The organism is Kitasatospora sp. P5_F3 (genome assembly GCF_054049135.1).
In genome coordinates, this window is the sequence record NZ_JBFUMY010000013.1 from 42,986 (window position 1) to 64,537 (window position 21,552).

The 21,552-nt window shown below is 73.7% G+C and carries 23 protein-coding genes; 10 read left to right on the forward strand and 13 right to left on the reverse strand.

Translation table 11 applies throughout. The annotated features are described in order from the left end of the window. Positions 1-101 precede the first annotated feature (101 nt). Both ACXJMZ_RS11965 and ACXJMZ_RS11970 read left to right on the forward strand, forming a co-directional pair. A complete protein-coding gene (locus ACXJMZ_RS11965) occupies positions 102-1,079 on the forward strand; it encodes a sensor histidine kinase (protein ID WP_457029981.1) in 978 nt (325 codons plus the stop codon). 29 nt (positions 1,080-1,108) lie between these two features. Beyond that, positions 1,109-1,678 carry a response regulator gene (locus ACXJMZ_RS11970; protein ID WP_457030010.1) on the forward strand — a complete coding sequence of 190 codons (570 nt, stop codon included), beginning with the start codon at positions 1,109-1,111 and terminating at the stop codon, positions 1,676-1,678. Positions 1,679-1,727: 49 nt separating this feature from the next. Here ACXJMZ_RS11970 and ACXJMZ_RS11975 read toward each other — a convergent pair whose 3' ends face one another. Continuing rightward, entirely contained in the window at positions 1,728-3,209 is a 1,482-nt protein-coding gene (locus ACXJMZ_RS11975; RefSeq protein ID WP_457029982.1) for an MFS transporter, read from the reverse strand. Positions 3,210-3,333: 124 nt separating this feature from the next. Between ACXJMZ_RS11975 and ACXJMZ_RS11980 the strand changes: the two genes are divergently transcribed. Beyond that, positions 3,334-4,119, forward strand: a complete 786-nt coding sequence (locus tag ACXJMZ_RS11980) for a S1 family peptidase (protein ID WP_457029983.1) — start codon at positions 3,334-3,336, stop codon at positions 4,117-4,119. 45 nt (positions 4,120-4,164) lie between these two features. Here the strand turns inward: ACXJMZ_RS11980 and ACXJMZ_RS11985 are convergent, their stop codons facing one another. Both ACXJMZ_RS11985 and ACXJMZ_RS11990 read right to left on the reverse strand, forming a co-directional pair. Further along, complete coding sequence (locus tag ACXJMZ_RS11985) at positions 4,165-5,271, reverse strand: helix-turn-helix domain-containing protein (protein ID WP_457029984.1); 1,107 nt, start codon at positions 5,269-5,271, stop codon at positions 4,165-4,167. 159 nt (positions 5,272-5,430) lie between these two features. Continuing rightward, on the reverse strand, positions 5,431-6,222 hold the full coding sequence (locus ACXJMZ_RS11990) for a tyrosine-protein phosphatase (RefSeq protein ID WP_457029985.1): 792 nt from the start codon (positions 6,220-6,222) through the stop codon (positions 5,431-5,433). A 187-nt stretch (positions 6,223-6,409) separates the two neighbouring features. On the opposite strand from ACXJMZ_RS11990, the gene ACXJMZ_RS11995 reads away from it, so the two are divergent. The 3 genes from ACXJMZ_RS11995 to ACXJMZ_RS12005 all read left to right on the forward strand — a co-directional run bounded on the left by ACXJMZ_RS11995 (position 6,410) and on the right by ACXJMZ_RS12005 (position 8,499). After that, positions 6,410-6,976, forward strand: coding sequence for a DJ-1/PfpI family protein (locus tag ACXJMZ_RS11995; protein WP_057235105.1), 567 nt, complete (start codon positions 6,410-6,412; stop codon positions 6,974-6,976). Positions 6,977-7,083: 107 nt separating this feature from the next. Next, entirely contained in the window at positions 7,084-7,749 is a 666-nt protein-coding gene (locus ACXJMZ_RS12000; RefSeq protein WP_457029986.1) for an SDR family oxidoreductase, read from the forward strand. A 423-nt stretch (positions 7,750-8,172) separates the two neighbouring features. Beyond that, the gene (locus ACXJMZ_RS12005; protein WP_457029987.1) at positions 8,173-8,499 is read left to right on the forward strand and encodes a hypothetical protein; all 327 of its coding nucleotides are present in this window, start codon (positions 8,173-8,175) and stop codon (positions 8,497-8,499) included. Here ACXJMZ_RS12005 and ACXJMZ_RS12010 read toward each other — a convergent pair. From ACXJMZ_RS12010 to ACXJMZ_RS12050, 9 genes are all read right to left on the reverse strand, one after another. Beyond that, positions 8,474-9,922, reverse strand: a complete 1,449-nt coding sequence (locus ACXJMZ_RS12010) for an MFS transporter (protein ID WP_457029988.1) — start codon at positions 9,920-9,922, stop codon at positions 8,474-8,476. The genes ACXJMZ_RS12005 and ACXJMZ_RS12010 overlap by 26 nt on opposite strands. An 80-nt stretch (positions 9,923-10,002) precedes the next feature. Next, positions 10,003-11,028, reverse strand: coding sequence for an SDR family oxidoreductase (locus ACXJMZ_RS12015; protein WP_457029989.1), 1,026 nt, complete (start codon positions 11,026-11,028; stop codon positions 10,003-10,005). Positions 11,029-11,079: 51 nt separating this feature from the next. Then, entirely contained in the window at positions 11,080-12,345 is a 1,266-nt protein-coding gene (locus tag ACXJMZ_RS12020; protein ID WP_457029990.1) for a beta-ketoacyl-[acyl-carrier-protein] synthase family protein, read from the reverse strand. After that, positions 12,336-12,590: an acyl carrier protein gene (locus tag ACXJMZ_RS12025; RefSeq protein WP_457029991.1), complete on the reverse strand. Its 255-nt coding sequence runs from the start codon at positions 12,588-12,590 to the stop codon at positions 12,336-12,338. Before ACXJMZ_RS12025 ends, ACXJMZ_RS12020 begins: the two co-directional genes overlap by 10 nt. Positions 12,591-12,615: 25 nt before the next feature. Next, on the reverse strand, positions 12,616-13,842 hold the full coding sequence (locus ACXJMZ_RS12030) for an aspartate aminotransferase family protein (protein ID WP_457029992.1): 1,227 nt from the start codon (positions 13,840-13,842) through the stop codon (positions 12,616-12,618). Next, positions 13,839-14,324: a type II toxin-antitoxin system RatA family toxin gene (locus ACXJMZ_RS12035; protein ID WP_457029993.1), complete on the reverse strand. Its 486-nt coding sequence runs from the start codon at positions 14,322-14,324 to the stop codon at positions 13,839-13,841. Before ACXJMZ_RS12035 ends, ACXJMZ_RS12030 begins: the two co-directional genes overlap by 4 nt. Next, positions 14,311-15,513 (reverse strand): GNAT family N-acetyltransferase, encoded by a 1,203-nt coding sequence (locus tag ACXJMZ_RS12040; RefSeq protein ID WP_457029994.1) that lies wholly within the window; start codon positions 15,511-15,513, stop codon positions 14,311-14,313. Before ACXJMZ_RS12040 ends, ACXJMZ_RS12035 begins: the two co-directional genes overlap by 14 nt. A gap of 5 nt (positions 15,514-15,518) precedes the next feature. Further along, positions 15,519-16,646 carry an acyl-CoA dehydrogenase family protein gene (locus ACXJMZ_RS12045; RefSeq protein ID WP_457029995.1) on the reverse strand — a complete coding sequence of 376 codons (1,128 nt, stop codon included), beginning with the start codon at positions 16,644-16,646 and terminating at the stop codon, positions 15,519-15,521. Between the two features lie 53 nt (positions 16,647-16,699). After that, positions 16,700-17,749, reverse strand: a complete 1,050-nt coding sequence (locus tag ACXJMZ_RS12050) for a cytochrome P450 (protein ID WP_457029996.1) — start codon at positions 17,747-17,749, stop codon at positions 16,700-16,702. Between the two features lie 1,002 nt (positions 17,750-18,751). Here ACXJMZ_RS12050 and ACXJMZ_RS12055 point away from each other — a divergent pair. Beyond that, the gene (locus tag ACXJMZ_RS12055) at positions 18,752-19,111 is read left to right on the forward strand and encodes a sulfatase/phosphatase domain-containing protein (RefSeq protein WP_457029997.1); all 360 of its coding nucleotides are present in this window, start codon (positions 18,752-18,754) and stop codon (positions 19,109-19,111) included. 15 nt (positions 19,112-19,126) lie between these two features. Then, positions 19,127-19,315: a hypothetical protein gene (locus tag ACXJMZ_RS12060; RefSeq protein WP_457029998.1), complete on the forward strand. Its 189-nt coding sequence runs from the start codon at positions 19,127-19,129 to the stop codon at positions 19,313-19,315. 7 nt (positions 19,316-19,322) lie between these two features. On the opposite strand, the gene ACXJMZ_RS12065 is transcribed toward ACXJMZ_RS12060, so the two are convergent. Then, positions 19,323-20,207 carry an alpha/beta fold hydrolase gene (locus ACXJMZ_RS12065; protein WP_457029999.1) on the reverse strand — a complete coding sequence of 295 codons (885 nt, stop codon included), beginning with the start codon at positions 20,205-20,207 and terminating at the stop codon, positions 19,323-19,325. An 82-nt stretch (positions 20,208-20,289) separates the two neighbouring features. On the opposite strand from ACXJMZ_RS12065, the gene ACXJMZ_RS12070 reads away from it, so the two are divergent. Both ACXJMZ_RS12070 and ACXJMZ_RS12075 read left to right on the forward strand, forming a co-directional pair. Continuing rightward, positions 20,290-20,850: a CGNR zinc finger domain-containing protein gene (locus ACXJMZ_RS12070; RefSeq protein ID WP_457030000.1), complete on the forward strand. Its 561-nt coding sequence runs from the start codon at positions 20,290-20,292 to the stop codon at positions 20,848-20,850. A gap of 40 nt (positions 20,851-20,890) precedes the next feature. Continuing rightward, on the forward strand, positions 20,891-21,550 hold the full coding sequence (locus ACXJMZ_RS12075; RefSeq protein ID WP_457030001.1) for a 4'-phosphopantetheinyl transferase family protein: 660 nt from the start codon (positions 20,891-20,893) through the stop codon (positions 21,548-21,550). Positions 21,551-21,552: the final 2 nt, after the last annotated feature.

Below are 21,552 nucleotides of genomic sequence, written 5' to 3' on the forward strand. Positions count from 1 at the left end.
CGTGGAGGGGTGCGGCACGGCCGTTCGGCGTTTCGGGGCCGGCCGGGAGATCAACCGTGCGGTTGACGACGGCTGTTCGGGCAGGGTCTAGCCTCCCTGTGATGGGGCAACGGACGATCACCGGGCGTCAGGCGCTGGACGTGGCGGCTGCCGTGGCGTTCACGGTGGCCGGGTGCGTGGCGGGGCACGAGTACCAGCCGTACGGGTGGCGGCAGTTCGACCTGGCGGCCGTGCTGCTGACGCTGGCGACGGCGGCGCCGCTGGCCGTGCGGTACCGGTTCCCGGTGCCGGTACTACTGGCCTCCTGCCTGGCGTTCTCCTACTACCTGGACGCGGGCTACCAGCCGTCGATGAACTGGTGGGCGCCGCTGCTCGCGCTGATGGGCGTGTGCGAGCTGCGGCCGTTGCGGGTCGCCGTCCCGGCGCTCGCGGTCACCGTGGCGGTGGTGGTCCAGGACGGCTGGGTCGCCGGGCTGCCGGTCGGGGTGGTGGTGAGCCAGGCGCTGCTGGCGCCGTCGGTGGCCGCCCTGGTCGGCCGGGCGCAGCGCCGAACTGCCCGGCGGAACGCGGAACTTCGTCGGCTGTCCGCCCAACTGGCCTGGGAGCAGGAGGACCGGGCCCGCCGCGCGGTGGTGGACGAGCGGATGCGGATCGCCCGGGAGCTGCACGACGTGGTGGCCCATCACATGGCGGTGATCTCGGTGCAGGCCGGACTGGCCGGGGTGCGGGCCGGCTACCGCGAGGAGGGCCGGGCCGGACGGCTGGCGCCGGGCGTCGAGCTGTGCGCGTACCGGGCGGTCCAGGAGGCGCTGACCAACGTGGCCAAGCATGCCGGGAACGCGACCACCGAGGTGACGGTGAGTCAGGCCATCGGGCTGCTCCGGGTGACGGTGCGGAACGCGGGCGACGGCGACCGGCCGGCCACGGCAGCGGGCCGGGCCGGGAACGGGTTGATCGGGATGCGGGAACGCGCCAGGATCTGTGGCGGTGAGCTGCGGGCCGGGGAGACCGGCGACGGGGGTTTCGAGGTCAGGCTCACGCTGCCGGTCCGGGCGGTGCCGGGGCGGCCGGAGAGCTGAGCGTTTCGAGGGGCGGATTCGTGCCGAGCGTGCTGGTGGTCGACGACCAGATCCTGATCCGGGCCGGGGTGGCGGCGCTGTTACGCGCGGCCCCCGGCTTCTCAGCTGTCTGGGAGGCGGCCGACGGTGAGCAGGCGTTGTCGGTGGCGGCCCGGCACTGCCCCGACGTGGTGCTGATGGACATCAGGATGCCGGGCATGAACGGGATTGCCGCGACCGAGCGGCTGCTCGCCGACGAGTCGGGCGTCCGGCCCTGCGTGATCATGCTGACCACCTTCGACCTGGACGAGTACGTCTACGCCGCGCTGCGCGCCGGGGCGAGCGGCTTCCTGCTCAAGGACACCCCGCCGGAGCGGTTGCTCGCCGCGGTCGGCACGATCGCGACCGGGGACGTGCTGTTCGCCTCGGGTGCGACCAGACGGCTGGTGGAGGTCTTCGCCCCGAGGGCGGCGGAGCGGTGCGGCGAGGGGGCGTTGGGGCAGCTGACGGGGCGTGAGCGCGAGGTGCTGACCTGGGTGGCCCGGGGCCTGGCGAACGACGAGATCACCTCCCGTCAGATCATCACCTCGCTGAACATCCAGGACGCCGCGAGCTGCTGATCCGCCCGCAGGCCCCGCCCGGGTGTACGGGGATGACCCGGGCGGGGTCCTACGCGGTGCTGTCAGGCCCCGAGTCGATCGGCGGGACCGTGCCGTCGCAGTACCACTCGCAGGCCGGGGCCGCGGTCGGGTGCTCCGGTTCGAGGGCGGTGCGCGGGATGGTGAGCAGCGAGACCAGTGCCCCCAGGGCGAGCAGGCCGGCGCAGACCAGCATCGAGGTGTGGAAGGCGTGGTCGACCTGGACCGGGTCGAGGTAGGCGTCGCCGGTGAGACCGGCCAGCGCGGGGAGGGCGGCCACGGCGAGCAGGCCCGCGGCGCGGGCGGCGGCGTTGTTGACGCCGCTGGCGATACCGGCGTGCCGGACCTCGACGGCGGCCAGCACGGTGGCGGTGAGCGGGGCGACCAGCAGGGTCATGCCGGAGCCGAGCACGGTGGCGGCGGGCAGCACGTCGGTCCAGTAGGAGGCCCCGGGGCCGATCCGGAGCAGCAGCAGGACACCGGCCGTGCAGATCAACGGGCCGAGGGTGAGCGGGATCCGGGGGCCGACCCGGTGGCCGAAGCGGCCCGCACGGCCGGAGAAGGCGAGCATCAGCAGCGTGATCGGCAGCAGCGCGACCCCGGCGGTCAGTGGGGCGAAGCCCGAGACGGTCTGCAGCTGCACCATCAGCAGCAGGAAGATCCCGCTGAACGCCGCGTACACGCAGAGCGTGACCAGGTTGACGGCCGAGAACAGCCGGGACGAGAAGAGCGAGAGCGGCATCATCGGCTCGGCGCTGCGCCGTTCCACCAGGACGAAGGCCACGCCCAGCAGCAGGCCGGCCGCGCCGTAGAGCAGGGACAGGCCGTGCAGCCCGGCGGTCAGCGCGTAGGTGACGCCGGCCAGGGACAGGGCGGCGAGGACGGCGCCGGTCACGTCGAACCGGCCGGTGGCGGCCTCGTCGCGGGTCTCCGGGACATGACGGACCGTCACGGCGGTCACCAGGGCCGCCAGCGGTAGGTTGAGCAGGAAGACCCAGCGCCAGCCCGGGCCCTCGACCAGCCAGCCGCCGAGGAAGGGACCGGCGGCCGCGCCGACGCCGCCGAGGCCGGACCAGAAGCCGACCGCGCCGGAGCGGTCGTCCGGGTGGAACGAGGCCTGCAGCATGGCCAGCGAACCGGGCGTCAGGAGGGCGCCGCCGACGCCCTGGAGAGCTCGCGCGGCGATCAGCAGCTCGATGTTCGGCGTGAAGGCGCAGAGTGCGGAGGCCAGCGCGAACCAGCCGACGCCGATCAGGAAGACCCGGCGGCGGCCGTAGCGGTCGCCGAGTGAGCCGCCGAGCAGGATCAGCCCGGCCAGCGTGAGCAGGTAGGCGTTGACCGTCCACTGCAGCTGGGCCATCGAGGCGCCCAGGTCGGCGCCGATGGTCGGGAGCGCGACGTTCACCACCGTGCCGTCGAGCATCGCCATGCCCGAGCCGAGTGCGGTCGCCGCGAGCACCCAGCGGCCACGGGCGGTGCCGAGCCTGAGCTCGACCGGGGTTTCGGTGTCCACGCCCTGATCCTCCGCTGTCGGCCGGGCTTCTGCCAGTTCCCGGTGGCAGGTCCCCGCCCCTGCCGCTGACGGTGTTCAGACAACGAAGCTGGGGGCCTCCCGACCCCCACTTCGGAGGAACCTGATGAAGCGTCAACTTACCCGGTGGACCACGCTCGCGGCGGGTGCCCTGCTCGCGACCGGCACCATGGTGCTGCCTGCCCAGGCCGGGGAGGTCACCCCGAGTGTGGTCGGCGGCACCCGGGCCGCGCAGGGCGAGTTCCCGTTCATGGTCCGGCTGTCGATGGGCTGCGGCGGCGCGCTGCTCACCAAGCAGATCGTGCTGACCGCCGCGCACTGTGTCGGCGCCAGCGGGAACACCACCAGCATCACCGCGACCATGGGCGTGGTGGACCTGAACAGCACCAGCGCGATAAAGATCAGGTCCAGCAAGGTCTACCGGGCGCCCGGGTTCACCGGCGCCGAGAACGGCAAGGACTGGGCCCTGATCAAGCTCGCCTCGCCGGTCACCGGCACCGCCGTGACCACGCTGCCGATCGCGGGCAGCACCGCCTACGACAGTGGCACCTTCACGGTGGCGGGCTGGGGCGCCGCCACCGAGGGCGGTGGCCAGCAGCGGTACCTGCTGAAGGCGGCGGTCCCGTTCGTCAGCGACGCGAACTGCGCCTCGGCCTACCCCGGCCTGGTCACCGGCGCCTCGCTCTGCGCGGGCAACCTGGCCAACGGCGGGGTGGACACCTGCCAGGGCGACTCGGGCGGCCCGATGTTCCGCCGGGACTCCGCGAACAACTGGATCCAGGTCGGGATCGTCAGCTGGGGCGAGGGCTGCGCCCGGCCCGGCCTGCCCGGCGTCTACACCCAGGTGAGCACGTACGCCGCGGCGATCACGGCGGCGGCCGCGACGCTCTGACCCGGTGGTCGGTACGGCCCCTCCGCGATCGAGGCGGAGGGGCCGTCACCTGTTGTGCCGGGACAGCCAGCGCTCGGACTGGCGGCGCTCCAGTGCGACCCGGCCCTGGGCGGCCGCCGACACCCGGGCCAGCACGGTGGTGGCCGCCTCCGGACGTCCGGCCCAGACGTGCGCGCCGGCCAGCCGGGCCGTCACCAGGGCGCGGTAGTGCTGCTGTTCGAGCGGCAGCCGGATCAGCGCCTCGTCCAGGCCTGCGGTGGCCAGCCGGGCGTGGACGCGGCGGCCGGTCCGGACGGCCAGGTCGCGGTGGCAGGTGCCGTGCACCAGCAGCAGGCGGGTCCTGGCCTCGGCGGTCGGCTCGGCCTCGGTCAGCCGAGCGGCCTGCTCCAGGGCCCGCTCGGCCTCCCGGCGGTCGGCGGCCAGTGCGTGGCCCCTGGCCCTGGCCAGCAGTGCGCGGGCCTGGGCGGCGGGCCCGCCGGCCAGGCCCGCCTGCTCGAACGAGGCACCGGCGGAGCCGATCGCGGCGGCCGAGTGCCCGCAGGCCCAGTGCACCGCGCTCTGCCGGGCCAGCAGCAGTGCCACCCCCGCCGGGTCGCCCGCAGCGGCGGCCCACTCCCGGCCGCAGTCGTACCAGGCGAGAGCGCGGCCGTACTCCAGGCGGTCGAACCGGGCCCAGCCCGCGAGTTCGGCGTAGCGGGCGGCGAGCGAGCCGAGCCGGGCCCGTTCGGCCGAGGGGGCGGTGCGCTGCTGACGGGCCGCCAGCCGGGTGTGCTGCTCCAGTACGTCCACCAGGGCGTGGCCGCCGACGGCGTGGGCGGCGGTGCGGTAGGCGGTCAGCAGCTGCTCCAGGGCCTCCGGGCCCGGGGCGGCGGTGACCGGCCGGCCGTACTGCGCCAGCCGGCGGCGCTCGCGCTCCACCTGTGGCCAGAGTGCGGTCAACTCGCCGGCGGTGTCCAGGAGTTCATCGAGCCGCTCGGCCATCCCGGCCGGTGGCCAACGCCGGGTGTTCTCCACCCGGCTGATGTGCGAGTCGTCGTAGCCGAGCCGTCGGCCGAGCTCGGCCTGGCTGAGCCCGCGGAGCAGGCGCCAGTGGCGTAACCGGGCGCCGAAGTCGGAGCGGGCCGTGGCGGTCGGCTGCAGATCGAGGGACACGGGACCTCCGGTGGGGGGTGTCCACACCGGGGAAGGGGTGTCCAGCGGGTGGACGGACTGGTCGGAGCCTCGCAAGGATTTGTCATGGACAGGTATCCCCGGGATGCCAAGAACGTCAAACCGACACAGTCGCGCCGACGGGCCGTCAGCGCCGGTGGCTCAGGCGGCGAACCGGTCGTGCAGGGCGGCCAGGGTGGCGTCGTCGAGGCCGAGTGCGGTCCGGGCGTACTTCTCGGGGTCGCCCCACCCGTCGGCGAGGGTCTCCAGTGCGGCCGCGAGGTAGGCGGGCCGGACGGTGAGCAGCGCCTCGGTGATCGCGGGGTCGCCGCCCGCGTCGGTGAAGGCGGTGATCACCGGTGCGAAGGCGGCCCGGACGGCCGGGTTCACGGCCAGGTACTCGTCCCGGACGGTGGCCGGGTCGGCGCCGAGCAGGAGCAGCAGGAGGGCCGCGCCCCAGCCGGTGCGGTCCTTGCCGGCCGTGCAGTGGAAGAGCAACGGGTCGGTGGTGTGGGCGAGTTCGGTGAGCAGCAGGCGGTACGCCGCCCGGCCGGAGGCGCTGGTGACGAAGGCCTGGTAGTCGGAGATCAGCGCCTGCTCGGCGCGGCCGTCGCCGAGCAGCCGGTTGGCGGCGGCCGGATCGGTCATCACGGTGCCGAGCTTGGAGGCGGCGCCGGCGCTCATCGCGTCGGCGAGCACGTCCGCCACGATCAGGTCGGTGGCGGGCGGGAGCCGGTCGGGCCGGGCGCTGCGTTCGGCCGCGGTGCGCAGGTCGACCACGGTGCGGACACCGAGCGCGGCGAACGCCGGGTCGGTCGCGGGGGCGAGCCGGTCGAGCTGTCCGGAGCGGAACGCCAGCCCGGACCTGACGGTCCGTCCGCCGGGCAGCGGGACGCCGCCCAGGTCGCGGAGGTTGGCGACGGTGGTGGCCTCGACGGGCAGCGAGTAGGGCATGGCGGGCGCTCCTCCGGGCGGGCGGCCGGCTGGGTCTGCTGTCGACCATAGGCGGTGGGCGCACGGGGCGCGCGGGGGCGCACTGGGGCATTGGTGGGGCGTGATCGACGGCGTTCCTGGCGGTGCGTCGAGCGCGGGCGGCAGGGTGGGCGGCGAAGGCAGGTCGGCAGTTGAGAGAGGGGTCGGGATGGCGGCGAAGGTACTGATCGTCACGGGGGACGCGGCGGAGTCGCTGGAGGTGCTCTACCCCTACCAGCGGCTGCTGGAGGAGGGGTACGAGGTGGTGCTCGCGGCCCCGACGAAGAAGACCCTGCAGTTCGTGGTGCACGACTTCGTGCCGGGCTTCGACACGTACACCGAGAAGGCGGGCTACTGCTGGCCGGCCGACGTGGCCTTCGCCGACGTCGACCCGGCCGAGTACGTGGCGCTGGTGATCCCCGGCGGCCGGGCGCCCGAGTACCTGCGCAACGACCCGGAGGCGCGGCGGATCGTGGCGCACTTCTTCGAGCTGGACAAGCCGGTCGCGCAGATCTGCCACGGCCCGCTGCTCAGCCTGCCGGGCGGCGCGCTGACGGGGCGTCGGACGGCCGCCTACCCCGCGCTCGAGCTGGACGTGGTGGCGGGCGGCGCCACGTACGAGGACGGTGACGCGGTGGTCGACGGCGTGCTGGTCTCGGCCCGGGCCTGGCCGGACCACCCGGGGTGGATGCGGGCGTTCGTGGAGATCCTGCGGAAGAAGGCTCCGGCCAACTGACGGGCCGGACGGCGCGGTGGGCGGTGGCGCGCAGGCGCGGCCGCCCACCGGCGTGTCGGTCGTGCCCCGTGGTGCGGCGGCTGTGCGGCGGCGTTAGCGTCGGGGACATGCATGTGGTGATCGCTGGTGGGCATGGCAAGATCGCGCTTCGGCTGGAGCAGCTGCTCGCCGAGCGCGGTGACTCGGTGGAGGGGCTGGTCCGGTCGGCCGGGCAGCTCGACGACCTGGCCCGGGTGGGTGCCCGGGGAGTGGTGTGCGATCTGGAGACGGTCTCCCTGGAGGACCTGGCGGGCGGCCTCAGCGGCGTGGACGCGGTGGTCTTCGCAGCCGGTGCCGGGCCGGGGAGCGGCAGCACCCGCAAGGACTCGGTCGACCGGGGCGCGGCCGTACTCTTCGCCGACGCGGCCGAACTGGCCGGGGTGCCCAGGTATCTGATGATCAGCACGATGGGCATCGAGCGCGCCGGGGCGGCGGGGATGGACCAGGAGTTCACCGACTACCTGCGGGCCAAGGGCGCGGCGGAGGCCGACCTGCGGCCCCGGGACATCGGCTGGACGATCCTGCGGCCGGGACCGCTGATGGACGAGCCGGGCAGTGGCTTCGTCCGGCTGGCCGTGCCGACGCTGCCGTTCGCCCCGGTGCCGCGGGACGATGTCGCCCTGGTGCTCCGGGAGCTGCTGGACACCCCGGCGGCGGTCGGCCGGACGCTGGAGCTGACCGCCGGAGCGGAGCCGGTGGCCGAGGCGGTACGGGTGGCGCTGGCAGTGGGCTGACGGTGGCTCAGGAGCTGAACTCCGGGCGGTGACCAGGGGCCTTGGAGTTCAGGATCGGCAGCATGGACCGGTGTCGGTGTGCTGCGTCACGATGAGCGTATGACGGACAGCGGATCGGACCGGCCGGACGGTGACGGGGCGTCCTCGGGCGGTACGAACAGTACGAACTGGACAGCGGTGGCGGCCGTCGCGGGGGCCCTGGCCACTGCCGTGGCGGTGCTCGCGTACGTGGTGCCGCCGAGTCCTCCGGCGGCCCCGGCACCGGTGCCCGTCGTCTCCACCTGGTCGAGCCCGCCGCCCTTGCCTTCGCCCTCGCCAACTCCGACTCCGACGCCTTCACCGACTCCGTCGCCCACCCCTGAGCCGGAGCCCACGCCGACCCTCTCGCCGACGCCGACGCCGACACCGAAACCGACTCGTTCGGTGGTGGTGCCGATGCCCGCCCCGGCGCTGCCGGCCGTCCGCCCGGGTGGCTGCGACCCGGCGGACGCTGTGCTGGACAGGTACAACAAGGTCGTCGGGACGACCAAGGGGAGCCGGATCGCCGCTGCGCAGGAGGCGCGCGACGGCATGATGAGCGCGAGCCTGAGTGCTACGGGCGGGGTCTATTCGATCATCACGCGGCTGGCACAGGGGTTCCAGGAGTTGGGATTCATCCTGACGGGCATGGTCGGCGGCGACTACAACGCGGTGGTCGCCGAGATGAACGGCGACATCAAGACGCTCAAGAGCCTCTGCGACTCCCACTGACCTGACGGTCGGTCACGGTCGAGGCTTCGTGCTCCGAGCGCCGGGCGCTCCGGTTGGCCAGCAGCGCGAGGACGAGGGAGAGCGTCGCGACCGCCAGGCAGGCGAGGGTGGCGTGGAAGAAGGCGGTGTTCGGGGTGGCGGCCGAGCTGTTCAGGTAGATGCCCGAGATCGCGGAGATGCCGACGGCGGCGGCGATCCGCTGGGACATCTGCAGGATGCCGCCCGCGACCCCGGCGGCCTCCGCCGGGGCGTACCGGAGCACCTGGGCCTGGTTGGGGGAGATGGACAGACCGGTGGCGGCGCCGGTGCAGAGCTGGCCGAGGGCGAGCAGCGCCGGGACCCAGCCGGACGGGGCGTACAGCGCGGCCAGGCCGCCGAGCAGCAGGGCGCCGATCCCCAGCCCCAGGCCGAGCGGCACCACGTGCCGGCCGAACCGCTGCACCGCCCGCCAGGCGAAGGACGAGACCACCGCCATCGCCAGCGCGGACGGCAGGGTCACGGCGGAGGCGGCGAGCGGGGAGAGGCCGAGGCCGTCCTGGAGGAACATCACCAGCACCAGACCGGCGGCCAGCGCGGCGCCGAACTGGCACATCGCGGTGAGCGTGCCCAGGGTGTACGGCGCCGAGCGGGGCAGCGCCGGGTGGATCAGCGGCTGGCGGCCGGTCGCGGCGTAGTGCCGCTGCCAGGCGACCAGCAGGCCGGTGAGGGCCAGCGCGGCGACGCCCAGTGCGATCTTGGTGCCGGGGGCGGCGGGCTGGACGAACGGGAGCATCACGGTGACGGTGATGGCGGCGGTCAGCAGGAGGCCGAGCGGGTCCAGGGTGGTGCGCACGGTGGTGCTGCGGGGGGTGGGTGTGGGCAGGTGACGGATCGCCAGGAGAAGGGTGGCCAGACCGGACGGCGCGCTGACCAGGAAGGCGAGGCGCCAGCCCCAGTCGGGCCCGGCCAGCGCGATCAGGGCGCCGCCGAGGGGCGGGCCGAGGGCGATCGCGACGGCGCAGGTCACCTGGTAGAGGCCGAGGGCACGGGTGCGGGCGGGGCCGGTGAAGACGTCCTGGAGGGTGCCGATCATCTGGGAGTTCACCAGCCCGGCGCCGGCGCCCTGGAGGAGGCGGACCGCCACCAGCAGCCAGGGGGTGGTGGCGGTGGCGGCGAGCAGTCCGGCGCCCACGAAGAGCGCGATCCCGGCGACGAAGAACGGCTTGCGGCCGCGCAGGTCGCCGAGGCGGCCGCCGGGGATCAGGGCGAGGCCGAAGGCGAGGGAGTAGCCCGCGACGATCCACTGGATCTGGGTGGAGTCGGCGTGGAGTGTGCTGCGGAGCGCCGGGATGGCGATGTTGAGGACGGAGTTGTCCAGCATGGTGGTGAAGCCACCGGCCAGGCAGACCGCCAGGATCTGCTTCTGCTTCGCTGTTTTGTGCACGGAGGGAGGCTAACGGGCGCGGGGCGCTCCGGGGAGAGGCGGGGTGAGATCGGGGCAGGACGGGTCGGGGCGGGCGGTGGTCAGGCCGAGGCGGCCAGCAGCGTCCAGGGTTCGGGGCGGGCGAGGGCGAGCCGGGGTTTGCGGTCGGCCCAGTGGCGGACGGCGGTCGCCATCACGGCGGCGGGGTCGGTGACCTGGTGGGTGGGGGTGAAGGGTTCGGTCATGGCGGTGTAGCTCTGGAACATCGCGAGCAGTCTGACGGCCTGGGTCTGGAACGGCGAGAGGTGCTGGTCGGCGAGCGGGAGGAAGAAGCGGTTCCAGCTCTCGACCGGGACCAGCGGCGGCCGTTCGATCGGCGGGACGCCGTGCCGGGCCCGGTACTCGTTGAGGGTGTCGCAGATGACGTCGAGCAGGGCGGTCAGGGTCAGGCAGGCCGGTCCGGCGGCGATCACCTCGGTCCTGGGGACTGGCGGCGGATCGCCGAGGGCGGCGTCGGCGATCACCGCGGCGACCTGGTCGACCGGGCTGATCTCAGCGAAGCCACCGGGGTCGCCGACCACCACGGCGGCCAAGCCTGAGACCAGGGCCTGCAGGATGGTGTACGGACCGGAGAACCGGGCGATCCGCCCGTCCGGCCGGCGGCCCACCACCAGGGGCGGCCGAACGACCGTCAGGGCGCCGGGATGGTCGGTTCGGACCAGGTCCTCGCCGCGGGCCTTGGACCACTCGTAGCCGTTGCGGTAGCCCTCGAACTCGGCGCCCCGGAGATCCTCGGGGTTGCGGGTGCCGCCGACGTAGGCGGTGGACACGTGGACCAGGTGGGTGTCCCGGTCGGCCAGGCCGAGCACCGCCCGCAAGGGGGCGAGGTTGGCGTCGACCGCCTGCTCACGGGTGAGGGTCCAGCGGGTGCTGGCCGCCGCGTGCACGATCACGTCCCAGTGGCCGGTCAGCGCGGCGGGCGGGGGCTCGGCGCCGAGGTGCCAGCTCACCGGGGCGTCGGCGGTGGGGCGTCGGGCGACCTGGACGAGCGTGTGCCCGGAGGTCTGCAGCAGGTCGGCGACCTCGGTGCCGACCACACCGGTGGCGCCGGTCAGAAGGATTCGCATGTCGTCGTTTCTGGTGGAGTGTCAGGTGACTGGGGTTCAGGTGGCCGGGGTTCAGGCGGTCGGGGTGAGGACCAGGCAGGCGTTCTGGCCGCCGAAGCCGAAGGAGTTGGAGAGCACCGGCGCGGGCCGGACCGCGCGGGGGACGGTCGTCACGAGGTCGACCAGGTCGGCCTCGGGACTGGTGGTGAGGTTGGCGATCGGCGGGACCACACCGCGGCCCGCGCAGAGCAGGGCGAGTGCGGCCTCCAGGGCGCCCGAGCCGCCGATCAGGTGGCCGGTGACGCCCTTGAGGGCGGTGACCGGTGGCGACTGGCCGTCGAAGCAGCGGTCGATCGCGCGGGCCTCGGCGCGGTCGTTGAGCAGCGTCGAGGTGCCGTGTGCGTTGACGTGCCCGATGTCGGCCGGGGCGAGGCCGGCATCGGTGATCGCCCGGTGCATGCAMCGGGCGGCCACCTCGCCGTCCTCGCGCGGGGCGACGATATGGAAGGCGTCGCAGTTGTCGGCGTACCCGGCCACCTCGCCGTGGATGGCGGCGCCCCGGGCGACGGCCAGGTCCCAGCGTTCGAGCACCAGGACGGCGGCGCCCTCGGCCATCACGAAGCCGTCCCGGTCGGTGTCGAACGGGCGGCTGGCCAGCTCGGGTTCGTCGTTGCGGACGGACATCGACCGCATTCGGGCGAAGGCGCCGACCACGACGGTGCTGACCGAGGAGTCGACGCCCCCGGCCACCGCTGCGTCCAGCTCGCCGTAGCGGATCCGGCGGGCCGCCTCGCCGATCGCGGTGGTTCCGCTGGCGCAGGCCGAGGAGTAGGTGGTGCAGGCGCCCTGGAAGCCGTAGCGCAGGGCCAGCCGGCAGGCGGCCGAGTTGGCCATGGTCCGGGGCACGGTGTGCACCGGCATCTCCCGGGGCCGGGTCCCGTGGCTGAGGGTGACCTCCTCCATGCTGGGCAGACCGCCGATACCGGTGCCGATCTGGACGCCGATCCGGTCGGGTGCCAGGCCGGTCGGGCCGGTCAGCGTGGTCAGGGCGGCCTGGTCGACCGCGTCGGCGGCGGCGCAGAGCAGCAGGACGGTGGCCCGGTCGACCTGCCGGGCCACCCGGCGGGTGACGTACGCGTCGACGTCGAACGGCGGGACCAGGCAGGCGAAGTGCACCGGCAGGTCCTGCTCGATCAGGTGGTCGACCAGGGTGGCGGTGGACCGGGCCTTGAGCACGCTCTCGTACGCCTGCTCCAGGTCGTTGCCGGCCGGGGACTTGATGCCGATGCCGGTCACCGCGACCCGGTGGCCGCCGGAGGGGTGGGCGGTCACGGGCACCCGACCGTCCGGGCCGACAGCAGGTCGATGGCGTGGCCGACGTCCTGAGCGCTCGTCAGGTCCTCGACCGCGATCCGCAGGGTCAGGGCGCGTTCCAGCCGGGCGCCGATCTCCATCAGCTCCAGGCTGTCGATGCCGTGGTCGGCCAGCAGGCTGGTGCGCTCCTGGATCTCCTCGATCCCGGTGCCGAGTACGTCCGAGATGGTCGTCCTGACCGTCAGGGCCAGTTCCTCGCGGGTGGGCATGTGTTTGGTTCCTTCCGATGGTGGGTCAGGGGGTCGGTGCGGCGGCGATCGCGGCGTCGAGGATGTCGAGCGCCTCGGCCAGGTCCGCCTCGGTGCTGACCAGGGGCGGCAGCAGCCGGACGGTGGTGGGGCGGCCCAGGCAGGGCGACACCAGCAGGCCCCGGGCGGCGAGTTCGACCACCACCGCCCCGGCGGTGGCGGGCGAGACCAGGTCGAGGCCGCGCAGCAGGCCCCGGCCGGGTACGGCGCGGACGGTGTCCGGGTGGCGGCTCCGGAGCCGGTCCAGGCCGGTGTCCAGGAGGGTGGACAACAGCCGCCCGTGCCCGGCGAGTTGTTCGATCGCGTGGAGGGCGGCGGGCAGGGCGGCGCAGCTCAGCGGGTGGCCGCCGAAGGTGGCGGAGTGCAGGAACGGGTCAGCGGCCAGCGGGGCGTACAGCCGCTCGGAGCAGACCAGGGCGGAGAGCGGGACCACGCCGCCGCCCAGCGGTTTGCCGAGCAGCACGCCGTCCACCGGCAGGCCCTCGGCCAGCGCGACCGAGGGCTCCCCGCAGCGGCGCAGGCCGCACTGGATCTCGTCGGCGATCACCAGGGTGCCGTGCTGCCCGGCGTCCGCGCACCAGCGCCGCAGGACGTCGGTCCGCAGCGGGACGGCGCCGTTCTCGCCCTGGACGGGCTCGAAGACCAGGGCGGCCGCCGGGCCGGTGGCCAGCTCCCTGGCGACGGCCTCCGGGTCGTCCGGGTCGATGTGCACGACATCCACGGCGCAGCCCTGCAGGCCGATCCGGTAGAGCGGACTGTGCGTCAGGGCGAGCGCGCCGAGCGACTTCCCGTGGAAGCCCCCGCGCACCGCGATCACCCGGTCCCGGCCGGTGGCGAGCCGGGCCAGCTTGACCGCCACCTCCACCACGTCGGCGCCGTTCAGCCCGAAGTAGACCTTGGGCAGCGTGCCGCCCAGGTGGCCGGCCAGGCAGTCGGCCGCGCGGGCGGTCACCGGGTTGGCCAGGCTGCGGGTCGCGGTCGGCATGGTGTCGAGCTGGTGGCGGACGGCGGCCACCACCTCGGGGTGCCGGTGGCCGAGCAGGGTGACCGCGTAGGAGCCGAAGTCCAGGACCGAGCGGCCGTCGGAGAGGGTCACCCGGACGCCGTCGGCCGTGGCCTCCACCGCGCCCCGGCCGGCGAAGCTGCCGGTCAGCGCGAGTTTGGGGGAGAGATGGCGGCGCAGCTGGTCGAACACCTCGGTGGCGGTGGTCACTTGGCCGCCGCCGGGTGCAGCGGCTGGTCCGTGCGCCGGCTGTTGAGCGGTGCGAGCTGTCGCCGGAGGGCGGCCAGCATCTCCTCGGCGTTCTCCCGCAGGGCCTGCGCCGCGATCGGGTTGAGCATCTCGGCGAGCAGCGGGATGCCGATGTCGAAGTCCGCGTGCAGGGTCACCAGACTGCCGCCCGGGGCGGCGTCGACCGCCCAGTGGCCGACGAACTCGCCGAGATCGCCGGTGAGTTGGCGAAAGTCGAAGCGGCGGGCGGCCGGGTCGATCACCTCGGCCTCGGTCCAGCGCAGCACCGAGCCCTGCAGCCGGACCGACCAGGCGGTGGTGCGGTGCCACGGGTCGGACTGCTCGGTGATCTCCACCGAGTCGACGCTCGCCATGCAGTGCGGGTAGCGCTCCACGTCCACCACCGCCGCCCAGACGGTGTCGGGCGGTACCGCGATGGGCAGTTCCACTTCAACGCGTGGCATGGGAGAACCCCTTCTGGTCGTGGTCGGCAGCGAACGCGGTGGTGAACGTGGCGGCGTGCGGGCCGAGCGCTTCGGTGAGTGCGGAGGTCAGCGCGGGAGGCAGTACCCGGCGGAGCAACGCCCTTGGCAGCGGGCGGAGATGGGTCATCGCGTAGCACTGCTCGACCAGCTCGCAGCCGAGCTCCAGCTTGGGCTGGTACGCGGTCTGGGCGAACCGGATCTGCCGGCAGCCGGAGTCGATCGCCAGCCGGATCGCCGCGTGGTGCACGGCGTGGTAGAGCCCGGCGTCGTGGGCGATCCGGTAGTCAAGGCCGATCCGGGCACCGGTGGCGCCGGTGCCCTCGAAGAAGCAGAGCAGGAAGGCGACCAGCCGCCCGTGCTCGAAGCAGGCCACCAGCCGCCGCCCGGCCGGGTCGCCGGCCTGGACGGCGGCCAGGAACGAGGCGTCCAGTACGTCCAGGGTCTGGTCGGCCCGGGCCATCACCTGCCGGTACAGCGCGAGCATCTCGGGGAGCAGGTCGGCGAAGTCGTCGAGCACCTCGGTCCGCAGCCCGGGCCAGGCCGCGGCGCGGCGGATCTTGCTCCGGGCGTTCCGCCGGGGCTTGGCCGGGAGCCCGGCCAGGTAGTCCTCGAACGAGCCCTGGCCGAGCCGGAGTTCGGTGTCCGGCAGGCTGGGCAGGAAGAAGAAGCCGGCCGTGGCCAGGGCCGGGTGCAGTCCGGCGAGTTCGGCCGGGGCGAAGTCCTTGAACACCACGGTGCCGAGCCCTTCGCGCCGGGCCAGGTCGAGTACGGCGGCCACCAGCGGAGGCACCGCCTCGGGCGGGAGCCGATCCGGCGTCAGGACGTGCCCCTGACCGAGGAGGTGGCCGCAGAACAGCATCGGTACCCGCAGCAGCCGGGGGAACAGGCGGCGCACCGGTGCCAGCAGCCGGCGCTCGCGCGGGCCGACCACGTCGTCCAGCCACAGGTTCCGGAACAGGCAGAGCGGCAGCACCGCGACCAGCTCCGTGCCCTGACGCAGCACCAGGTACGCGAAGCCGTCAGGACCGATCCGGCCGCGCTCCATGGCGAGCAGGACGGCGCGCGACCACATCGGGTCGTCCGGTGGGGCGAGCTTCTCCCAGAGCGGGGCGGGCAGCAGCTCGATGCTGCGGACCACCTCGACCCGGTATCCGTCCGGCCGGGTCACCGTGGTCAGCCGATCCGCAGCGGGCGGCCGTCGAGGAAGTCCCGCAGCGGTCCGGCCATCCGGCCGCGGGCCGGGGGGTGGAAGGTGAGTCCGGCGGCGGCCGAGGCCAGGTAGCTGCCGTCGGAGGAGCTGACGAAGGCCATCCCGCCGAGCGCGGCCAGACAGGTCCTGGTGGTGCGGGCGATGGCGTCCTGGGCCGAGTACCGGGCGGTCAGTGCGGCGACCAGCAGGGTGTCGGTCCACTCCTCGTCCGCCATCGCGCGGGCCACCGCCTCGACCGCGAGCATCGCGGCCTCGATGTCCACCAGGTACGTGCTCGGGTCGTCGGCCCCGCTGCCGGGCCGGGCCAGCACGCGTTCCACCAGGGCGCTGGCCACCCCGAGGTAACCGGCCGTCAGCAGCAGCTCGAACCAGAGGAACCCGGCCACGTTGAGCGCGTCGGGCACGGCGTCGGCGGTGACCTCGGTCAGGACCACCATCTCCAGGTCGACCTCGACCTCGGTGAGCACCACCTCGTCGCTCTCCGCCCCGGCCAGGATCGGCGTCCGCCAGAACGGTCTGACCTCGATCCCGGGGGACTGCGCGGGAATCAGCGCGACGGCCAGCCGCTCGACACCGTCCTGGTCGGTGATGGTGACCGAGGCGGTCAGCAGGTCCATCGAGCGGGAGAGGCTGCACGGCATCTTGCTGCCGTTCAGTACCACCCGCTCGCCCCGGCGCTGCGCGGTGATGTGCGGCTTGAGGATGTTCTGTCCGGCCCGGCCCTCCGCGAAGCCGGAGGCCAGCAGCAGGCCGTCCCGGGCGATCGCGGTCAGCAGTGCTCCCTCCGGCCCGCTGCCGTCCGCCGCCCGGACCAGGCCCGCGACCGAGAAGTGGTGCATCGTGGTGGCCACCGCCAGGGAGGGGCAGCGGGCACCGATGGCGCGCTGCACCCGGACGGCCTGCAGCGGCGTCGCGCCCGAGCCGGCGTGCCGGGTGGGGACCAGCAGGGCGGGGCCGCCGGCTGCCCGGAAGGCCTGGATCGCCGGGCTGGGCGCGGATTCCAGCCGCTCCAGCGGCTGGGCGGCCAGGGCTGCGTCCAGCCCGGGCATGAAGGTCTCCAGAGTGGCGCGTTCGCGGTGCAGGAAGTTCACGGGTGATCCCTTCGGGGCGGAGTAGTGGGTAGGGCCTGGCGCCGGACGCTGCGTTACCTCGCGCGGGCCAGCGGGAGGTGCTCGAAGGCCCGCAGGCCGGCGCCGCTGCGCCGGGTGGGTGGCTGTCCCGACAGGGTCAACCCCGGGAAACGGTCCAGTAGTTGGTGCAGCAGGGCGGCGCCCTCCAGGCGGGCCAGTGCGGCGCCGAGGCAGTAGTGCGCTCCCGCGCTGAAGCTGAGCACCCGGATCTCCGGACGCCGTACGGTGAAGGTGTCCGGGTCGGGGTGCCAGGCGGGATCACGGTTGGCCGCCGCCAGGACGGTGATCACGCTCGCCCCGGCGGGAAGCAGGACGCCGCCGACCTCCACCGGCCGGGTGGCGATCCGTTCGGTCATCGGGATCGGGGTGTCCCAGCGCAGCGACTCCTCGAGGGCGGCCGGGACGAGCTCGGGCCGCTGCCGGAGCAGGGCCCACTGGTCGGGGTGGGTGAGCAGGGCGAACACCGTCAGGCCGAGCATCCCGGTGGTGGTCTCGAAGCCGGCCACGAAGACCAGGATCAGGGTGTCGACGAGCTCACGCTCCGTCAGGTCAGGGTCTCCCGAGGTGTCTTCGGCGGCTTCTTCGGTGCCGTGCAGCGCGACCAGGGTGGAGGCGAGGTCGTCGGCGGGACGGGCGCGGCGTTCGCGCAGCAGGGCGGTGAAGTACTCCCGCAGGGCGGTGACCGCCCGGTCGGCGCGGGCCCAGTCGGCCGGGGTGCGGACCGGCTCCAGCAGCCGTCCGGCGTCCTCGCCGAGCCGGCGGAACCGGCCCTGGTCCGCGCGGGGCACCCCGATCAGCTCGCCGACCACCGCCACGGGGAGCGGCGAGGCCACCAACTCCTGGAAGTCGGCGTCGCCTCCCGAGGAGGTCGCGTCGGCGAAGGAGTCCAGCAGTTCGGCGGTGATCTTCTCCACCGCCCCGCCCAGCGCGGCGATCCGGCGGGCGCTGAAATCCCGGACCACCAGGCGGCGGAGCCGGTCGTGGGCGGCCCCGTTGGTCGCGAGCATCGAGGTGTAGAAGAACTCCGCAGCGGGGTGGTCCCGCCAGTCCTGGACTTCGCGCACACACCATTGCAGATCCGGGACCAGGAATTCGGGATTGGCCAACACAGATTGGCAGTCGGCGAATCTGGTCAGGAAATGCGAGCCGATCGTCGCACTGTAATACAGCGGGGCGGTGCGCCTGAGCTCGGCCAGCGCGGGGTAGGGATTTTCCCGGCCCGCGGGCGTGAAAATTGAGAAGAGCGTCGACTCTGCATCCACCGGTCCGGCCTTGCTCGCCCGTAATGACTGGCGCAGCGTAGCGGAAATTTCCGAAGCTCATTGCTGTGGAAAGCAGATGAATTATGGTCAGTAGTTCGAGCACGTTTCAGTGGGCCTGGTGGCGCCGGGCCAGAGGTGATTCGGCCGGGGTGTCGAGGGCGGAGCGCGAGCTCGGTTGCACCCCGGGGTAGCGCGGCCTCATGCGCTCCCTCGGTCGGGTCGGGTCGGGCCGGGTCAGGCGAGGTGACCCATGGGCGGCTCCGGGACCGGCGTCGGGTACGGCTGCGGGTTGGGGTCGGGGAACGGTGGCGGCGCCGGGTCCGGCAGGGGGTCGGGGATGGGTGGACGGGTATCGGGGTTCGGGGGCACCGGGATGGTCATTCCCACCGGCCCCTGGGTGCGCTGACTGGGCATGGTGTCGACCTCCTTGCTCGGTGTACGCCTACCCGGCTCGGCTGGGATGACACGGGCCGGTCGGTCCCGCCGAGCCGGGTCTAGGATCACGCGAAACACCGGAGGAAACCGCGATGCCCGAGGCCAGGAACGTGGTGCTGATCTGCGCCGACCAGTGGCGGGGGGACGCCCTGTCGGCAGCCGGTCACCCGGTCACTCTGCTGGGGACGTTCCGGGCGGCGGGTTACCACACCCAGGCGGTCGGCAAGATGCACGTCTGGCCGGAGCGGGCCCGGCTGGGCTTCGACGACGTCCTGCTGCACGACGGCTACCTGCACTGGTCGTACGACCGGCGGCGGGAGCCGGCCGAGTACGACGACTACGGGCCGTGGGCGAGGGAGCGCGGTGCGGGTGGGCACGACGCGCACGGTGGTCGCGTTCACCTCGGACCACGGCGAGATGCTCGGGGAGCACGGGCTGTTCCGCAAGGGCTACCCGTACGAGGGCTCGGCCCGGGTGCCGCTGCTGCTGGCCGGACCTGGGGTCGGCGGGGGAGTGGTCTGCGAGGAGGTGGTGGAACTGCGGGACGTGATGCCGACTCTGCTGGAGTGCGCGGGAGTCGAGGTGCCCGGCGGTGTGGAAGGGCGCAGCCTGCTGCCCTGGGCGCGCGGGGAGGGGGCGGGCCCGGTGCGGGAGTACCTGCACGGCGAGCACGCCCTGCTGGGGCAGTCCCTGCAGTGGATCGCGACGGGGCGGTGGAAGTACGTCTGACTGTCGGGGGAGGGCGTGGAGCAGCTCTTCGACCTGGTCGCCGATCCCGGGGAGCTGCGGGACCTGGCGGGGGACGGGTTGGCTCAACTGGCCGAGCTGCGGGGGTTGTTGGTCGAGGAGCTGACGGGCCGGGAGGAGGGCTACGTCCGGGAGGGGCGGCTGGTCGCGGGCCGGGAGCCGGTCACGGTGCTGACGTCTTGCTGACGTCCCGTCAGGGCTTCCAGGTCCGGTCCAGGAAGTCGGCGATCAGCGGGGCGATCTCCGGGAGGTGGTCCTCCAGGGCGAAGTGGCCGGTGTCGAAGAGGTGCAGCTCGGCGGCGGGCAGGTCGCGGAGGTAGGCGTGGGCGCCCGGCGCGGGGAAGAAGGCGTCGTTGGCGCCCCAGAGGACGAGGGCCGGCGGGGTGTGGGTGCGCAGCCAGTGCTGCCAGACCGGATACTTGCCGACGTTGCTGTGGTAGTCGAAGGCCAGGTCCAACTGGGGCTGGGTGCGGCCAGGCTGGTCCAGGAAGTGCTGGTCGAGCGTCCAGCCCTCGGGGGCGATCAGCTCAGGGTCGGTGGTGCCGCCCTCGTACTGGCCCCGGGTGGCAGGGAGGGTGAGCAGCCCGCGGACGGTGGCCTCGGCGCCGGGGGTCTCGGGGCGCAGGGCGATGAAGTCGCGGGCCATCGGGGAGAGTCCGTCGGTGTAGGCGTTGCCGTTCTGGACCACCAGCCCGGCGATCCGGTCGGGGTGGCGGGCGGCGAGCCGGAAGCCGACCGGGGCGCCGAAGTCGAAGGCGTACAGGACGAACCGGTCCAGGCCGAGCTGCTCGGTGAACTTCTCGGTGATGTCGGCCAGTCGGTCGAAGGTGTAGGAGAACGGGCCGCCGGTGGTGCTGGACTCCGGGACGTCGCTGTGGCCGAAGCCCGGGTAGTCCGGGGCGATCAGCCGGTACTGCGAGCCGAGAGCGTCGATCAGGCGGCGGTACTGGTGCGAGGCGGACGGGAAGCCGTGCAGCAGGAGCATCACGGGTGCGTCGGGATCGGCCGGGAGGCTCTCGCGGTAGAAAATCCGCAGGCCGTCGACGGTGAGGTGGCGGTGGCGGATACGGGCGATCATGGCTAATGCCTCCTGTGGTTGCTGTGGCATTAGTTTTGCCGAGAGTGGCTAACGTGTCAAGGGTTTGTCGTAGCATTAGGTCATGGATGAGGCGCTGACCGGCGAGCCACTGGCTCTGGACCTGCTGAACACCCGCCCCGCCGACGGTGACCTGCTGGCCGAGGTGGCCGGGCTGCGGGCCTGGCTGCGGCTGCAGGCCGGGCGCGGGCTGGTGGACGATCCGGCCGAGGCCGGGGCCGCCGAGCTGGCGGCCGCCCGGGGGGTGCGGGCGCTGGCGGCGGAGGCGGTCGGCCGGGCGCGGGCCGGTGAGCCGGTGCCGACGGCCGTACTGGCCGGTCTGAACGCCGCGCTGGGTGCTGCGCCGGTGGTCGGGGAACTGGTCCTGGACGGGGCGGAGCTGACGTACCGGCAGCGCCGGGCGGGTCGGACGGCCGACCGGCTGGCTGCCGAACTGGCGGGCGCAGTAGCCGAGTTGATCGCCGACCCGGTGGAGCTGGCGGCCGTCCGGGAGTGTGCGGCGGAGGACTGTGTGCTGCTGTTCCGGCCGGTCAACCCCCGGCGGCAGTGGTGCTCGGCGGCCCGCTGCGGGAACCGCGCCCGGGTGGCCAGGCACTACCGGCGGCAGAAGGGGGCGGAGGCGTGAGGGTAGGCTCGGCCGGACCGCAGCGAGGGTGGAGGACCGGATGACGCCGCTGGCGATGATGGCGGGCAGCGCAGAGGTACTGGCGCGGCCCGACCTTGGGGAGCACCTGCTGACGGACCTGGAGCGCACCCGGGCCGACCGGTTCCGGTTGGCGTCCTCGCGGGCCGACTTCGTCGCGGCGCACCTGCTGGTACGGGAGTGCGCGGCCCGGCTGCTGGGCCGACCGGTGGCGGGGCTGACGCTGCTTCAGCGCTGCCCGGACTGCTCGCGGGACGACCACGGCAAGCCCTACCTGGCCGAGCACCCGGAGGCGCAGGTGAGTCTCTCGCACGGCCGGGGCGTGGTCGCCGCGGCGGCGGGTCTGCACCCGGTCGGGGTGGACGTCGAGCAGCCGTCCCGGGGGACGGCGGCCGAGGTGATGGAACGGGTGCTCAGCGCGGGCGAGTTGCGGCGGGTCCGGGAGCACGCCGAGCCGGACCGGGCGTTCCTGCGGCTCTGGGTGCGCAAGGAGGCGATGGTCAAGCTGGGGCGGACCACGCTGGACACGCTGACCGAAATCGACCTGTCCGCACTGGAGTTGGACGGTTCGCCGCTGCGCGGCCGGTACGGCGACCTGCATCTGCTGGACTGGGTGGACGAGCGGCACGGTGCGGCGGTCGGGGTGGTCAGCACCGAGGCGCCCCGGGTGGAGCAGCTGTGAGG

What these genes read in the sequence shown, in the direction of transcription:
- ACXJMZ_RS11995 (WP_057235105.1), top strand. Translation starts at nt 6,410, where the DNA reads ATGGCGGCGAAGGTACTGATCGTCACGGGGGACGCGGCGGAGTCGCTG.
- ACXJMZ_RS12015 (WP_457029989.1), bottom strand. Translation starts at nt 11,028, where the DNA reads ATGCGAATCCTTCTGACCGGCGCCACCGGTGTGGTCGGCACCGAGGTC.
- ACXJMZ_RS12035 (WP_457029993.1), bottom strand. Translation starts at nt 14,324, where the DNA reads ATGCCACGCGTTGAAGTGGAACTGCCCATCGCGGTACCGCCCGACACC.
- ACXJMZ_RS12025 (WP_457029991.1), bottom strand. Translation starts at nt 12,590, where the DNA reads ATGCCCACCCGCGAGGAACTGGCCCTGACGGTCAGGACGACCATCTCG.
- ACXJMZ_RS12000 (WP_457029986.1), top strand. Translation starts at nt 7,084, where the DNA reads ATGCATGTGGTGATCGCTGGTGGGCATGGCAAGATCGCGCTTCGGCTG.
- ACXJMZ_RS12070 (WP_457030000.1), top strand. Translation starts at nt 20,290, where the DNA reads ATGGATGAGGCGCTGACCGGCGAGCCACTGGCTCTGGACCTGCTGAAC.
- ACXJMZ_RS11980 (WP_457029983.1), top strand. Translation starts at nt 3,334, where the DNA reads ATGAAGCGTCAACTTACCCGGTGGACCACGCTCGCGGCGGGTGCCCTG.
- ACXJMZ_RS11990 (WP_457029985.1), bottom strand. Translation starts at nt 6,222, where the DNA reads ATGCCCTACTCGCTGCCCGTCGAGGCCACCACCGTCGCCAACCTCCGC.
- ACXJMZ_RS12075 (WP_457030001.1), top strand. Translation starts at nt 20,891, where the DNA reads ATGACGCCGCTGGCGATGATGGCGGGCAGCGCAGAGGTACTGGCGCGG.
- ACXJMZ_RS11965 (WP_457029981.1), top strand. Translation starts at nt 102, where the DNA reads ATGGGGCAACGGACGATCACCGGGCGTCAGGCGCTGGACGTGGCGGCT.
- ACXJMZ_RS12065 (WP_457029999.1), bottom strand. Translation starts at nt 20,207, where the DNA reads ATGATCGCCCGTATCCGCCACCGCCACCTCACCGTCGACGGCCTGCGG.